This window comes from Cellulosimicrobium cellulans (assembly GCF_006539945.1).
Classification (GTDB): domain Bacteria; phylum Actinomycetota; class Actinomycetes; order Actinomycetales; family Cellulomonadaceae; genus Cellulosimicrobium; species Cellulosimicrobium cellulans.
On sequence record NZ_BJNZ01000005.1, the window covers coordinates 191,577 to 205,199 of the forward strand.

The following is a 13,623-nucleotide window of genomic DNA, read 5'->3' on the forward strand; positions in this document are numbered from 1 at the left end:
CCGGAGGCTCGAGCCGTCAGGGGTGGGGTCTCCTTCAGGAGCCCCCACCCCTTCCCACGACGGGCCGTCGGCACGTCTCCGCGCACCACCGCGCACCCCTGACGGAGTGAGGAAATGAGCTCAACCACCCTCGAACCCCGCACCGAGCGCTCCGGCGCGCCGGTGCGGCCCCCCAAGAAGCGGCGTCCGCCGGTCCTCCCCTGGACGCTCCTCGTCCCCAGCCTCGTCGTGCTGGGGGTCCTGGTCGGGTACCCGATCGTCCGACTGATCGTCATGTCGTTCCAGGAGTACGAGCGGGCCCAGCTCATGGGCCAGCCCGCCGAGTGGGTCGGCTTCGACAACTACGTCCAGGTCCTCACGGACGTCGACGGCTTCTGGACCGTGCTGCTGCGCAGCTTCGTCTTCATGGTCGTCTGCGTCACGCTGACGATGGTCCTGGGCACGCTCATCGCGCTGCTCATGATGCGGCTCGGCAAGGGCTTCCGCCTGCTCGTCTCCGTCGGGCTGCTGCTGGCCTGGGCCATGCCGGCACTCGCCGCGACGATCGTCTGGGGCTGGATCTTCGACACCCAGTACGGCGTCATCAACAACCTGCTGACGAAGATCACGGGCGACAACTGGATGGGCCACTCCTGGCTCCTCAACCCGCTCCAGTTCTTCCTCATCGCCACGATCATCATCGTGTGGGGCGCGATCCCGTTCGTCGCGTTCACGATGTACGCGGGCCTCACGCAGATCCCCGGCGAGGTGCTCGAGGCCGCGCAGCTCGACGGCGCGGGCCCGTTCCAGCGCTTCCGGCTCATCATGATCCCGTACGTGCGCAGCATCATCACGGTGCTCATCGTCCTGTCGATCATCTGGGACCTGCGGGTGTTCACACAGATCTACGCGCTCCAGGGCGTGGGTGGTGACCGCGAGAAGACGAACACGATCGGCGTGTACATCTACCAGATGGGTATGGCCCAGGGTCACTACGGGCTGGCCGGCGCGATCTCGGTGATCTTCGTCTTCATCATGCTCGCCATCTCCTTCTACTACGTGCGCCAGACGATCCGGGAGGAAGAACTGTGAGCACCATCTCGACCACCCCCCGGGCCTCGGTGCGGCACGCCTCGGCCGCGGGCAAGCCTGCGCCGCGCAAGAGCCGCGAGACGCAGCGCAAGAAGGCCGCCAACGTCGGCTTCGCGATCATCGCGATCGTCGTCTTCGTGGCCTCGGTCTTCCCGGTCTACTGGATGATCAACACGTCGTTCCTGCCGTCGAGCCTCATCCGCGGCACGGACCTGCACTTCTTCCCGACGCCGGACGTCTTCACCCTGAACAACTACGTGTCGGCATGGACCGACACGTCGCGGGCCCCGCTGCCTCCGGCTATGGGGAACTCCATCATGGTGACCTTCTTCACGCTCATCATCGCGATGGTGCTCGGGTTCCTCGCATCGCTCGCCGTGACGCGGTTCCGGTTCCAGGGCCGCCGCGCCTTCATCATCGCGATCCTCGTGGTCCAGATGATCCCGGGCGAGGCGATGATGATCTCGATCTTCCGGATCATCGACGGCTGGCAGATGCTCAACACCGTCGTCGGTCTGGGGATCGTCTACGTGTCCGGCGTGCTGCCCTTCACGATCTGGACGCTGCGCGGGTTCGTCAACGGAGTTCCTGCCGAGCTCGAGGAAGCCGCCATGATCGACGGCTGCTCGCGCGGCCGGGCGTTCTGGAAGATCACGTTCCCGCTGCTCGCGCCCGGGCTCGTCGCAACGGGTGTGTTCGCGTTCATCCAGGCGTGGAACGAGTTCGTCATGGCCCTGATCATCATGCAGCGCCCCGAGTCGATGACGCTGCCCGTGTGGCTGCGCACCTTCCAGCAGGCGACGCAGGCGACCAACTGGGGAGCGCTCATGGCGGGTTCGGTGATCATCGCGGTGCCCGTGGTGATCTTCTTCCTCATCGTCCAGGGTCGGATGACCGGTGGCCTCGTCTCGGGTGCGGTGAAGGGCTGACGTGAGCGACCTGAGCACGGCTGCCTCGCTGAACGGCGAGGCGGCCGCAGCCCTGGCCGGGAGACCCGGTCCCGGCGGCACGCCGCGGTGCGACTCCGCGGCGACCGGGAACGCTGTCGGTCTCGACATCGGCGGGACCAAGGTGCTCGCCGCCTTCCTCGGACCCGACGGCGTCGCGCGGGAGACCCTGCGCCTGCCGACCGTGCGCGGCCCGCAGGGCGTGGTGTCCAGCGCGGCCCGCGCGGTCCGCGAGGTGGTGCGCCGTGCCGGCGTCGAGCTCGCCGAGGTCGACGGCGTCGGCGTCGGCGTGCCGGGACTGGTGGACCCCGAGGACGGCTCCGTCATGCACGCCGTCAACCTCGGGATCGAGGGCGGGCGCTTCGCTCTGGCGGAGGCGCTGTCGGCGGAGCTCGGGGGCCTTCCGGTCCAGGTCGACAACGACCTCAACGTCGCCGCGCTCGGTGCCTCGCACCTGCGCGGGGACGACGGGTCGGACCTCGCGTTCCTCGCGCTGGGCACCGGTCTGGCCGCCGGGATCGTGCTCGGTGGCGAGCTGCGTCGAGGCGTGAGCGGCGCGGCGGGCGAGATCGGGCACATCCCGATCGACCCGCACGGCCCCGAGTGCGCGTGCGGCCAGCGCGGGTGCGTCGAGGTCTACGCCTCGGGCTCCGCGGTGTCCGCCCGGTGGCCGTCGCGCCACGGTCGGCCCGCGCCCGCGGAGCTGTTCGACGCGGCCGCGGCGGGCGACCCGGAGGCGATCCGGATCAGGGACGAGTTCGCGTCCGCCGTCGCCTCCGCGGTGCGGATCCTCGAGCTGACGGTCGACGTCCGGCACGTCGTCCTCGGTGGCGGTGTGTCCGCCCTGGGGCAGCCGCTCCTGGACGCCGTGCGCGCCGCGCTCGACGCGCAGTCGAGCACGTCCCCGTTCCTGTCCTCGTTGCGTCTCGCCGAGCGGGTCTCGCTCGCTCCGGCGGACGTGCCCGTCGCCGCGGTGGGCGCTGCCCTCGTCGGCCGTCGAAAGGTGAAGTGATGGAGGTCGTGATCGCTCCTGCGGAGCGGTTGGCGGTGCTGGCTGCGGACGCGGTCGAGAAGGTGGTGCGGTCGCGGCCGGAGGCGGTGCTGGGGCTGGCGACGGGTTCGTCGCCGTTGAGGGTGTACGACGAGCTGGCGCGGCGTCATCGTGAGGAGGGGTTGTCGTTCGCGGGGGCGAAGGCCTTCATGCTGGACGAGTACGTGGGCCTGCCCGTGGAGCACCCCGAGCGGTACCGGAACGTGATCGAGACCGAGATCGCCTCGCGGGTGGACTTCGCCCCGGGTGCGGTGCAGGGCCCGGACGGCAACGCGGCGGACCTGGTCGCGGCGTGCGCGGCCTACGAGGAGTCGATCGCGGGTGCGGGGGGTGTGGACCTGCAGATCCTGGGGATCGGGACGGACGGGCACATCGCGTTCAACGAGCCGGGGTCGTCCCTGGCCTCGCGCACGCGGATCAAGACGTTGACGGCGCAGACCCGTGAGGACAACGCGCGGTTCTTCGGTGACGACGTGGACCAGGTGCCGCGGCACTGCCTGACGCAGGGGCTGGCGACGATCATGTCGGCGCGGCACCTGGTGCTGCTGGCCACGGGCAAGGGCAAGGCGGAGGCGGTGCACCAGCTCGTGGAGGGCCCGATCTCGGCGTTGTGGCCCGCGACGATCATGCAGATGCACCCGCACGCCACGGTGCTGGTCGACGACGCGGCGGCCTCGCGCCTGCAGCTCGGTGACTACTACCGCCAGACGTACGCGTCCAAGCCCGACTGGCAGGGCCTGTAGCCGATCTGTCGAGGAACTCTCGCGGGCCGTCGCCCGCGAGGCACAGCCGCCCGTCGGCGCGCGGTCCACGCCCCTGGACCGCCGCGCCGGCGGGCTCTTCTCGTCGCCCTGCGGGGCGGTTCGCGGCACTCGCGGACGACGCCGCGCCGCACGGGTGTCGGCGCACCGACGTAGACTTCCCTCCATGATCGAACTCCGTGCGAGCACGCCCCCCGGGGGTCCTGAGGACCCGTTCCGGAACCCCGCGACCGAGCCGACGACCGGCACGTCGACCGGGGTGCTCGAGCGCGAGGAGACGCGCGAGCAGACCGAGCCGGGCGACCACGAGCGCTTCGCGCACTACGTGCGCAAGGAGAAGATCATGGAGTCCGCGCTCTCCGGCAAGCCGGTGATCGCGCTGTGCGGCAAGGTGTGGGTGCCCGGGCGCGACCCGAACAAGTTCCCCGTGTGCCCCACGTGCAAGGAGATCTACGAGGGTCTGCGGGACCCGCAGGACGGCGAGGGTGACTCCGGCAAGTGAGCGCGGAGCACCATACGACGTCCACCGGTCACTCCGTCCCCGACACCCGTAGCAGGACCACCCCGCCTGCACCCCAGAGCCCGTCCTCGGCGGCGGCCTCGCACCTCTCGCCCGCGTTCCCGCGCCGTGCCCCGTGGGGCTCGGCGTCGAAGCTGCGCGCCTGGCAGGCGGAGGCCCTCGAGCTCTACCGCACGCGCGCGCCGCGCGACTTCCTCGCCGTCGCGACCCCCGGCGCGGGCAAGACGACGTTCGCGCTGCGTGTCGCGACCGAGCTGCTCGAGCAGGGGATCGTGCGCCGGGTGACGGTCGTCGCGCCGACCGAGCACCTCAAGCACCAGTGGGCCGACGCCGCCGCGCGCGTCGGCATCCGCATCGACCCGAACTTCCGCAACAGCCAGGGCCGGCACGGCGCCCACTACGACGGTGTCGCGCTGACCTACGCGCAGATCGCCGCCAAGCCCGCGCTGCACGCGGCACGCACGACGGCAGACCGCACGCTCGTCATCCTCGACGAGGTGCACCACGGCGGCGACGCGCTGTCATGGGGCGACGCGGTGCGTGAGGCGTTCGAGGACGCGACGCGCCGTCTCGCGCTCACGGGCACGCCGTTCCGCTCCGACACCGCCGCGATCCCGTTCGTCGAGTACGACCGCGGGCCTGACGGCATCCGGCGCTCTCGCGCGGACTACACGTACGGCTACGGCGACGCGCTGCGCGACCACGTCGTCCGGCCGGTGCTGTTCCTGTCGTACTCGGGGAACATGCGCTGGCGCACCAAGGCCGGCGACGAGGTGAGCGCGCGTCTCGGCGAGGCGCTCACCAAGGACATGACGGGCCAGGCGTGGCGCACCGCGCTCGACCCGAACGGCGAGTGGATCCCGTCGGTCCTCGCGGCGGCGGACAAGCGGCTCACCGAGGTGCGGCGAGCGATCCCCGACGCCGGGGGACTGGTCATCGCGACCGACCAGACCGACGCCCGCGCCTACGCGGGCCACCTCGCTCGGATCACCGGGAAGTCCCCGACCGTGGTGCTGTCGGACGACGACGGGGCGAGCAGCCGCATCGAGGAGTTCTCCGACGGCGACGGTCGGTGGATGGTCGCCGTGCGCATGGTGTCGGAGGGCGTGGACGTCCCGCGCCTCGCCGTCGGCGTGTACGCGACCTCGACGGCGACCCCGCTGTTCTTCGCGCAGGCCGTCGGGCGGTTCGTGCGGGCGCGCAAGCGGGGGGAGACGGCGTCGGTGTTCCTGCCGAGCGTCCCGCACCTGCTGGAGCTCGCGAACGGGCTCGAGATCGAGCGCGACCACGCGCTCGACCGGCCGCTCACCGCGGAGGAGCAGGGCGAGGGGTTCAACCCCGAGGACGCGCTGCTGGCGGAGGCGAACCGGGAGGACAAGGCGTCGGGCGAGCTCGTCCAGGGCTCGTTCGAGGCGCTCGAGGCGCAGGCCTCGTTCGACCGCGTGCTGTTCGACGGCGGCGAGTTCGGCACGGGCGCGGACGTCGGGTCGGACGAGGAGCTCGACTTCCTCGGTCTCCCCGGCCTCCTCGACGCGGACCAGGTCACCACGCTGCTGCGCCAGCGTCAGGCCGACCAGCTCAGCGCCCGATCGAAGACCACGCAGTCGGCGGAGCGCGAGCGGTCCGAGATGGACCACCGTCGGGCGGCCGAGCTCCGCAAGGAGCTCCAGCAGCTCGTGTCCGCGTGGTCGCGCCGCAGCGGGCAGCCGCACGGCTCGGTGCACACCGAGCTGCGTCGCCGCTGCGGCGGACCCGAGGTGCCGCTCGCGACGGTCGAACAGCTCGACGCCCGCGTCGCGACCGTCCGCGGCTGGTTCGTCGGCAAGCGATGAGGCCCTTCGTGGGCGCGGCGCCCTGCCGGGGAGTCGCGGCCGGCAGCGGTCGGCACCGCGATCACAGCCCGGCGAGCCCGGGTTGCGGGCATGCGGTGTTGATCCGCAGCTGCTCGGCCTCGGCGCGCTCGACCGGCAGTGTGCCGAGTGCGCCGACGAACGCCTCGTAGGCGCTCCACGCCATTCCTTGCGACGCGACGAACTCGGACTCGCTGACGGGTTCGGGGATCGAGTAGCCCTGGGCGAGCAGGCACTCTCTCGTGTCGAGCTGGCGCTCGTAGAGGCCGTGGAGCTGGCTCGTGGTCAACGGGGCGCGGTAGGCGGAGCCGAGGATGGATCGCGTGCACGCGTCGAGCGCGTCGTCGAGCGCTGTGGCGAGGGCAGGGTCTTTCGCGGAGAAGCCGCCGAGCTCGTCCGTCTGGTACTCGACGCCCTGGTCCGTGAGACAACGGGACTGTCGAGCGACCAGGCGGGCGTCCTCGGCGAGCTGTTCGTCCATCCAGGCGGGGCGTTCGTACGTCGTCGTGCGCGTCGGCTCGACCGGCCCCGGACCGGCAGCACATGCCGCGACGGAGAGGAGCAGCGAGCACACCCCGACCGTCGCGGGCAGGCGGTACCCGAACCGCCGGGCTGCCCGGGATCCGAGGATCCCGGGCAGCCGTCGTGGCGGACGGCGCATCAGTAGATGCAGCCCTTGCTGATCGACAGGGTGGATCCGCCACCCCACACCATCCACTCGCCCGAGCGGACGCCGTAGGCGTTGTACCGGTAGGTCTTCGTGGTGGAGGTCCCCCAGTTGTAGCTGCCCGACGGGGAACCGATCCGGCTCCTCCCCGGGGCCCAGATGCTCACGCTGTACTTCGAGGTCCCGGCGACCCATGAACCGCCCGACGCCGCCGAGCAGCTCGTGTCGGGGTACGCGTTCACGTTGGCGGACGCGGTGCTCGCGCCGGAAAGGAGAGACGCCGCCACCACGAGGGCGACGACGGCTGCCTTGAAGGACGTCTTCATGCTGTACCCCTACCTCCGACTCGTCCGGCACCTCCATTAGTGCGCGTCCTTAACGAATCGGCCAGCGATGATGCTAGCGAAGCATGGTGGCCACCGGAAGGGGTTGAGCCGACCGACATCGCCGGTCCTCGCCGTCAGGCGCGTCGTCGCGCCGCGTCGTCGCGTCACCTGTCGGGCGGCCCGGCACCTTGGGTCAGGAGACCGTGTGCACGACCGTGGGGATCGCGGGGTCGCCGGCGGAGAGGCGGCGGGCGCCGCGGGGCAGCTCCGCGCGGGCCTCGCGGTGGCGGTGCGCGGCGTTCTGGACGCCGTACGACCCGACCCAGCGCGAGTCGACCGCGCCGTCGACGACGAGCGGGACCTGGAGCGGGCGCAGGTCGCCGTCGTCGGGCTCCCACTCCTGGACGGCGAGGTCGGCGCCGGTGACGACCACCTCCTCGACTGCGCGCCCGTCGACGTCGTACCGGCGCGCGGCGACCTTGCGCCCGCCGGTGCTGGTCTTGGCCGTGGACGCCTTCGCGACGGGCTGGAGCACGCCGGAGGAGTCGGCGCGGGCGACGAGCTTGTAGACCATGCCGCACGTGGGCGCGCCGGAGCCGGTGACGAGCGACGTGCCGACGCCGTAGGAGTCGACCGGGGCGGCGGCGAGCGAGGCGATGGCGTACTCGTCGAGGTCGGACGTCACCGTGATCTTCGTGTCGTGCGCGCCGAGGGAGTCGAGCTGGCGGCGCACCTCGACGGCGAGGACGCCGAGGTCGCCCGAGTCGAGACGGACGGCGCCGAGGCGCCCGCCGGCGGCGCGGACCGCGTTCTGGACGCCCTTGCGGACGTCGTAGGTGTCGACGAGGAGCGTGGTCTCGGGCCCGAGCGAGGCCACCTGCGACGCGAAGGCCGACTCCTCGTCGTCGTGCAGGAGCGTGAAGGCGTGCGCGGCGGTACCGATGGTCGTCAGCCCGTAGCGGCGGCCCGCCTCGAGGTTGGACGTCCCGGCGAACCCGCCGACCACGGCGGCGCGGGCCGCGGCGACGGCGGCCTGCTCGTGCGCGCGCCGCGCACCCATCTCGAGGCACGGGCGCTCGACGGCGGCGCTCGTCATGCGCGAGGCGGCGGACGCGACGGCGGAGTCGTAGTTGAGGATCGACAGCACGAGGGTCTCGAGGAGGACCGCCTCGGCGAAGCTCCCCTCGACGGTCATGACGGGCGACTGCGGGAAGAAGACCTCGCCCTCGGCGTACCCGGTGATCGTCCCGGTGAACCGGTAGCCGGCGAGGAACTCGAGCGTGCGGTCGTCGACGACGGACTGCGCGTGCAGCCAGTCGAGCTCGGTCGCCGAGAAGCGGAACGACGACAGCGCCTCGAGGACACGCCCGGTCCCCGCGAGGACCCCGTACCGCCTGCCCGCGGGCAGCCGACGTGTGAAGACCTCGAACAGGCAGTGACGGTCGGCGGTGCCGTCCGCGAGCGCGGCCTGGAGCATCGTCAGCTCGTACCGGTCGGTGAGGAGTGCGGTCGAGGCGGCCGGCTGGTAGGGCGGCCGCTGCGTGCCGAGCTGCGGCGAGGCAGCGCTGTCGGTGGGGGAGAGGGCGACGCTGCCCGGGTCGTCGAGGCTCATGCGGAATACCGTAGGGCAGCCGTCGGCGACGTGGGCGTCGACAGGCCCACGAATACAGTGGTGGCGTGAGCCCCCACCCGATCTTCACCCGCGCCGTCGGTGCGCGGGCGTCCGTGACCGTGCCCGAGGAGGCGACCCGGGTCGACGAGACCGTCCTCCCTGACAGCCCGTGGGTCACCCTCGTGTGGAACGACCCGGTCAACCTCATGAGCTACGTCTCGTACGTGTTCGAGTCCTACTTCGGGTACGCCGCGGAGCGCGCCCACGAGCTCATGCTGCAGGTGCACCAGGAGGGTCGCGCCGTCGTGTCGACGGGCGACCGCGAGCGCATGGAGGTGGACGTGCAGGCGATGCACTCGTTCGGGCTGTGGGCGACGCTCCAGAAGGACGGCGAGCAGTGAGGCCGTTCCGCGCCGAGGCGCACGGGTACGTCGCGGAGCTCGAGCCGTCGGAGCGGATCGTGCTGGCCCAGCTCGCGGGGGACGTCGCGCAGATGCTCCAGGAGGGCGTGCCGGGACGGGCGCCGGGGGAGCCCGGGTCGTCCGTGCCCGACGACGCGTGGTCGCCTCCCGGCTGGACGGGCCCGGCCCCGGGTGGGCACGCGAGGGACGCGACCCCGCCGCCGGACCCGGCGGTGCGGCGTCTGCTCCCGGACGCGTCGGACGATGTCGACGTGGCGGCCGAGTTCCGGCGGTTCACGCAGGACGACCTGGCCGCGCGCAAGGTCGGGCGGCTGGTCCTGCTGGCGCGCATGCTCGTCGACTCGGAGCCGTCCGAGGTGGCCCCGTTCGTGGTCGCCCGCGAGGAGGCCGAGGACGTCGCGGGGGCGCTGACGGACGTGCGCCTCGTGCTCGCCGAGCGCCTCGGGCTGCGGACCGACGAGCAGGTCGAGGGTCTGTACGACGAGCTGGACCGCGAGGGCGACGACGGCCCGGACGACGGCGAGGTGAGCGGCGCGCCGCGCCGCTTCCTCGTGAGCGTGTTCCTGCTGACGGGCCTGCTCCAGGAGTCGCTCGTGGACGGCATGCTCGCCGACCTCAGGGCGGGGCGCGGAGGAGGGTCCTGAGCCCCGGCCTTGAGGGGCGGGCCCGAGGGGCGGCCATCCTGTGGGCGCTGCCACAGGCGGGAGCCGCGGTTCGGTGCGCCCCGCGTGCGGGCGCGCCAGTAGGCTCGGGCGGGTGAACGACGCTCCCATCGGGATCTTCGACTCGGGCGTGGGCGGCCTGACCGTCGCGCGCTCGATCCTGGACCAGCTCCCGAACGAGTCCCTCCTCTACATCGGGGACACCGCGAACGGCCCCTACGGGCCCAAGCCGCTCGCGGCGGTCCGGGCGATGGCGCTGGCGATCATGGACCAGCTCGTCGACGACGGCGTGAAGATGCTCGTCATCGCGTGCAACTCGGCCTCCTCCGCGGTCCTGCGCGACGCGCGCGAACGGTACACGCAGCGCCACGGCCTGCCGGTCGTCGAGGTGATCCTCCCGGCGGCGCGGCGCGCGGTCGCGGCGACCCGCTCGGGGCGGATCGGGGTCATCGGGACGCGCGCCACCATCACGTCGCGGTCCTACGAGGACGCGTTCGCCGTCACGCCGGGCCTACACCTGACGACCCGGGCGTGCCCGGACTTCGTGCCCCTCGTCGAGCAGGGCGTGACCTCGGGGCCCGAGGTGCTGGAGGTCGCGCACCGCTACCTCGACCCGGTCAAGGCGGCGGGTGTCGACACGCTCGTGCTCGGGTGCACGCACTACCCGCTCCTGACGGGCGCCATCTCCTACGTCATGGGCGAGGAGGTCACGCTCGTGTCGAGCGCGGAGGAGACCGCCAAGGACGTGTACCGCACGCTCGTCGCGCACGACCTCGAGCGCTCGCGCGACGCGGGGACGCCGCAGCACCGCTTCCTCGCGACGGGGAGCGCGGAGCCGTTCGAGCACCTGGCGCGCCGCTTCCTCGGCCCCGAGGTGCTCAGCGTGGAGGCCGCCTGATGCGCCTCGTCACGATCGGGTGCTCGGGGTCGTTCGCGGGGCCCGAGTCGCCCGCGTCGTCGTACCTCGTCCAGGTCCCGGCCGCCGAGGCCGCGGCCGCGGGGTTCGAGGCGCGCGACTGGAACGTCGTGCTCGACCTGGGCAACGGGGCGCTCGGTGCGCTCCAGCGGTTCGTGGACCCGCTCGACCTCGATGCCGTCGCGCTGTCGCACCTGCACCCCGACCACTTCGTCGACGTCTGCGGGCTGTACGTCTACCTGCGCTACCACCCCGAGCGCGGCTCGACCCGGACCGGGGTGCCGAGCCGGCTGACGGTGCTCGGTCCGACGGGGACGGCTGGGCGCATCGAGGCGGCGTACGGAGCCGAGCCGGGCGACGGGATGAGCGAGGAGCTCGACGTGCGGGTCTGGGAGCCGGGCGTGCCCGTGCGGGTCGGGCCGCTCACGCTGGAGCCGTACCGCGTCTTCCACCCGGTCGAGGCGTACGGGGTGCGGGTCACCGGCCCGTCGTCGCTGCGGCCGGGCGAGCAGGCCGTGCTCGCGTACACGGGCGACACGGACGCGTGCGACGGCGTCGTCGAGCTCGCGCGCGACGCCGACCTGCTGCTCTCGGAGGCCGCGTTCCACGAGGGCCGCGACGACGGCGTCGAGCGCGGCATCCACCTCACGGGCCGCCGCGCGGGGGAGGTCGCGGCGGCGGCCGGCGCGCACCGCCTGGTGCTGACGCACCTCCCCGCGTGGAACGACCCCGAGCGCTCGCGCGCGGAGGCCCGCGAGTCGTACGCGGGCCACGTCGACGTGGCGACGACCGGCGGAGTCTTCGACCTCTAGCAGCTGAGTGCATGAAATAGTCGCGCCGCAGGCCGATCGGCGCGACTATTTCCTGCACTCAGCGGGTGGCGGCTGGTCGGTAAGGTGGCCGCATGACCACCCCTGCCTCTTCCGCGGTCGTGCGCGCCGACGGCCGCACGCCCGACCAGCTCCGTCCCGTGACCATCACCCGCCACTGGCTCGACCAGGCCGAGGGGAGCGTGCTCGTCGAGTTCGGCCGCACGCGCGTGCTGTGCGCGGCGTCGTTCACGGAGGGCGTGCCGCGCTGGCGCAAGGGGTCGGGCGAGGGCTGGGTCACCGCCGAGTACGCGATGCTGCCGCGCGCGACCAACGAGCGCAGCCAGCGCGAGTCGGTCAAGGGCAAGATCGGCGGGCGCACGCACGAGATCTCGCGCCTCATCGGGCGGTCACTGCGCGCGATCATCGACGTCTCGGCGCTCGGCGAGAACACGATCGTGCTGGACTGCGACGTCCTCCAGGCCGACGGCGGCACGCGCACCGCTGCGATCACGGGCGCCTACGTCGCGCTCGCCGACGCGGTCGCGTGGGGCCAGCGCCACGGCCACATCAAGGGCGGCAAGCCGGTCCTGACGGACTCCGTCGCCGCCGTGAGCGTCGGGATCATCGACGGCACGCCCATGCTCGACCTCCCGTACGTCGAGGACGTGCGCGCCGAGACGGACATGAACGTCGTCGTCACGGGCTCGGGCACCTTCGTCGAGGTGCAGGGCACGGCCGAGCACGCCCCGTTCGACCGCGCGGAGCTCGACGCGCTGCTCGACCTCGCTGTCGCGGGCACCGCCGACCTCACCGCGATCCAGCGCGCGGCGCTCGCGACGGACGCGCGGTGAGCGGCGCGCCCGAGGCGACGGGCGTCGTCGTGCCCGAGGGTGCGCGCCTGGTCCTCGCGACGCACAACCCGGGCAAGATCGCCGAGCTGCGCGCCATCCTCGCGGCCGAGCTCGACGCTCACCCGATCCTCGAGCTGGCGCCGGAGGCGATCGTCGGCGCGGGCGACGTCGGTGCGTCCGAGCCCGTCGAGGACGGCGTGACGTTCGCGGAGAACGCGCTCATCAAGGCGCGCGCGCTCGTCGCAGCCACGGGACTGCCGGCGGTCGCCGACGACTCGGGTCTCGCCGTCGACGTGCTGGGCGGCGCCCCCGGGATCTTCTCGGCGCGCTGGGCCGGGCGCCACGGCGACGACGAGGCGAACCTCGAGCTCCTGCTCGGCCAGCTCGGGGACGTGCGCGCGGAGCACCGCGCAGCGGGCTTCGTGTGCGCGGCGGCGCTCGTCACACCGGACGGCACCGAGGTGGTGCGGACGGGCGAGATGCGCGGGACGCTGCTCACGGCGCCGCGTGGGGAGAACGGCTTCGGGTACGACCCGATCCTGCTGCCGGACGAGCAGCCCGGCGGCGGCACCGCGCGGTCCGCGGCCGAGCTGAGCCCGGCGGAGAAGAACGCGATCAGCCACCGCGGCAAGGCGTTCCGCGCGCTCGCCCCGGACGTCGTCGCCGCCCTGTCAGCGCGGTAGCGGGCCCCCGGCGAGGTCGCGCGCCCGGCGCCGCCGGTCACCCGGCCGGAGCACGCCGACGAGCGCGACCACGCCGCGCCAGCCCAGCATCGTGACCGCCAGGAACCCGAAGGACACGAGCTGGAACGCCGGGGCGACGCCCTGGCCGGTGAGCACCCGCAGGAGGACGCCGAGCGCCCACGTGCAGCCCCACACCACGACGCCCGTCGGCCACAGGCGCCACGGTCGGCGCCACGCGCGCGTGATCAGCCATCCGAGCGCGGTGCCGGCCACGAACGGCCAGGCGACGACGAGCAGCCGGGCCGTGCCCTCGTCGGCGGAGTGCGTCGCGAGGCCGCCGCTCGCGAGCGCGAGGACGCACGCGACGTCGGCGAGCGCGGCGAGCAGGACGAGCCCGGGGCGGCGCGGGGGCGCTCCGGCAGGCGCGGGGTCGGTCATGCGACGACCGTACCTCGCCGGGCAGACCGCCCCG

At 72.8% G+C, this 13,623-nt stretch carries 16 protein-coding genes; 12 read left to right on the top strand and 4 right to left on the bottom strand.

Annotation, left to right across the window (positions count from 1 at the left end):
- The first annotated feature begins 114 nt into the window (after positions 1–114).
- The 6 genes from CCE02nite_RS05955 to CCE02nite_RS05980 all read left to right on the top strand — a co-directional run bounded on the left by CCE02nite_RS05955 (position 115) and on the right by CCE02nite_RS05980 (position 6,182).
- Positions 115–1,071, top strand: a complete 957-nt coding sequence (locus CCE02nite_RS05955) for a carbohydrate ABC transporter permease (RefSeq protein ID WP_141388731.1) — start codon at positions 115–117, stop codon at positions 1,069–1,071.
- Positions 1,068–2,000 (top strand): carbohydrate ABC transporter permease, encoded by a 933-nt coding sequence (locus CCE02nite_RS05960; protein ID WP_308463683.1) that lies wholly within the window; start codon positions 1,068–1,070, stop codon positions 1,998–2,000. Before CCE02nite_RS05955 ends, CCE02nite_RS05960 begins: the two co-directional genes overlap by 4 nt.
- A 1-nt stretch (position 2,001) precedes the next feature.
- Positions 2,002–3,030: an ROK family protein gene (locus CCE02nite_RS05965; RefSeq protein WP_255318665.1), complete on the top strand. Its 1,029-nt coding sequence runs from the start codon at positions 2,002–2,004 to the stop codon at positions 3,028–3,030.
- Complete coding sequence (gene nagB / locus CCE02nite_RS05970; RefSeq protein ID WP_141388732.1) at positions 3,030–3,812, top strand: glucosamine-6-phosphate deaminase; 783 nt, start codon at positions 3,030–3,032, stop codon at positions 3,810–3,812. Before CCE02nite_RS05965 ends, nagB begins: the two co-directional genes overlap by 1 nt.
- A 184-nt stretch (positions 3,813–3,996) precedes the next feature.
- Entirely contained in the window at positions 3,997–4,332 is a 336-nt protein-coding gene (locus CCE02nite_RS05975) for a DUF3039 domain-containing protein (protein WP_141388733.1), read from the top strand.
- Positions 4,329–6,182: a DEAD/DEAH box helicase gene (locus CCE02nite_RS05980; protein ID WP_141388734.1), complete on the top strand. Its 1,854-nt coding sequence runs from the start codon at positions 4,329–4,331 to the stop codon at positions 6,180–6,182. The genes CCE02nite_RS05975 and CCE02nite_RS05980 overlap by 4 nt, the downstream gene beginning before the upstream one ends.
- A gap of 61 nt (positions 6,183–6,243) precedes the next feature.
- Here CCE02nite_RS05980 and CCE02nite_RS05985 read toward each other — a convergent pair whose 3' ends face one another.
- From CCE02nite_RS05985 to CCE02nite_RS05995, 3 genes are all read right to left on the bottom strand, one after another.
- On the bottom strand, positions 6,244–6,861 hold the full coding sequence (locus CCE02nite_RS05985) for a hypothetical protein (protein WP_141388735.1): 618 nt from the start codon (positions 6,859–6,861) through the stop codon (positions 6,244–6,246).
- The gene (locus CCE02nite_RS05990; protein ID WP_141388736.1) at positions 6,861–7,193 is read right to left on the bottom strand and encodes a hypothetical protein; all 333 of its coding nucleotides are present in this window, start codon (positions 7,191–7,193) and stop codon (positions 6,861–6,863) included. Before CCE02nite_RS05990 ends, CCE02nite_RS05985 begins: the two co-directional genes overlap by 1 nt.
- Positions 7,194–7,386: 193 nt before the next feature.
- Positions 7,387–8,805, bottom strand: coding sequence for a nicotinate phosphoribosyltransferase (locus CCE02nite_RS05995; RefSeq protein ID WP_141388737.1), 1,419 nt, complete (start codon positions 8,803–8,805; stop codon positions 7,387–7,389).
- A 113-nt stretch (positions 8,806–8,918) separates the two neighbouring features.
- On the opposite strand from CCE02nite_RS05995, the gene clpS reads away from it, so the two are divergent.
- The 6 genes from clpS (at position 8,919) to rdgB (ending at position 13,151) form a co-directional block, all read left to right on the top strand.
- Entirely contained in the window at positions 8,919–9,206 is a 288-nt protein-coding gene (gene clpS, locus CCE02nite_RS06000) for an ATP-dependent Clp protease adapter ClpS (RefSeq protein WP_141388801.1), read from the top strand.
- A complete protein-coding gene (locus CCE02nite_RS06005; RefSeq protein WP_141388738.1) occupies positions 9,203–9,871 on the top strand; it encodes a DUF2017 family protein in 669 nt (222 codons plus the stop codon). Before clpS ends, CCE02nite_RS06005 begins: the two co-directional genes overlap by 4 nt.
- Positions 9,872–9,983: 112 nt before the next feature.
- Entirely contained in the window at positions 9,984–10,787 is an 804-nt protein-coding gene (gene murI, locus CCE02nite_RS06010; RefSeq protein ID WP_141388739.1) for a glutamate racemase, read from the top strand.
- Positions 10,787–11,617, top strand: a complete 831-nt coding sequence (locus CCE02nite_RS06015; RefSeq protein WP_141388740.1) for an MBL fold metallo-hydrolase — start codon at positions 10,787–10,789, stop codon at positions 11,615–11,617. The genes murI and CCE02nite_RS06015 overlap by 1 nt, the downstream gene beginning before the upstream one ends.
- A 92-nt stretch (positions 11,618–11,709) precedes the next feature.
- Positions 11,710–12,468, top strand: a complete 759-nt coding sequence (gene rph, locus CCE02nite_RS06020) for a ribonuclease PH (protein ID WP_141388741.1) — start codon at positions 11,710–11,712, stop codon at positions 12,466–12,468.
- The gene (rdgB, locus tag CCE02nite_RS06025) at positions 12,465–13,151 is read left to right on the top strand and encodes an RdgB/HAM1 family non-canonical purine NTP pyrophosphatase (RefSeq protein WP_141388742.1); all 687 of its coding nucleotides are present in this window, start codon (positions 12,465–12,467) and stop codon (positions 13,149–13,151) included. The genes rph and rdgB overlap by 4 nt, the downstream gene beginning before the upstream one ends.
- Here rdgB and CCE02nite_RS06030 read toward each other — a convergent pair.
- The gene (locus CCE02nite_RS06030) at positions 13,140–13,589 is read right to left on the bottom strand and encodes a DUF3054 domain-containing protein (protein WP_141388743.1); all 450 of its coding nucleotides are present in this window, start codon (positions 13,587–13,589) and stop codon (positions 13,140–13,142) included. The genes rdgB and CCE02nite_RS06030 overlap by 12 nt on opposite strands.
- Positions 13,590–13,623 lie beyond the last annotated feature (34 nt).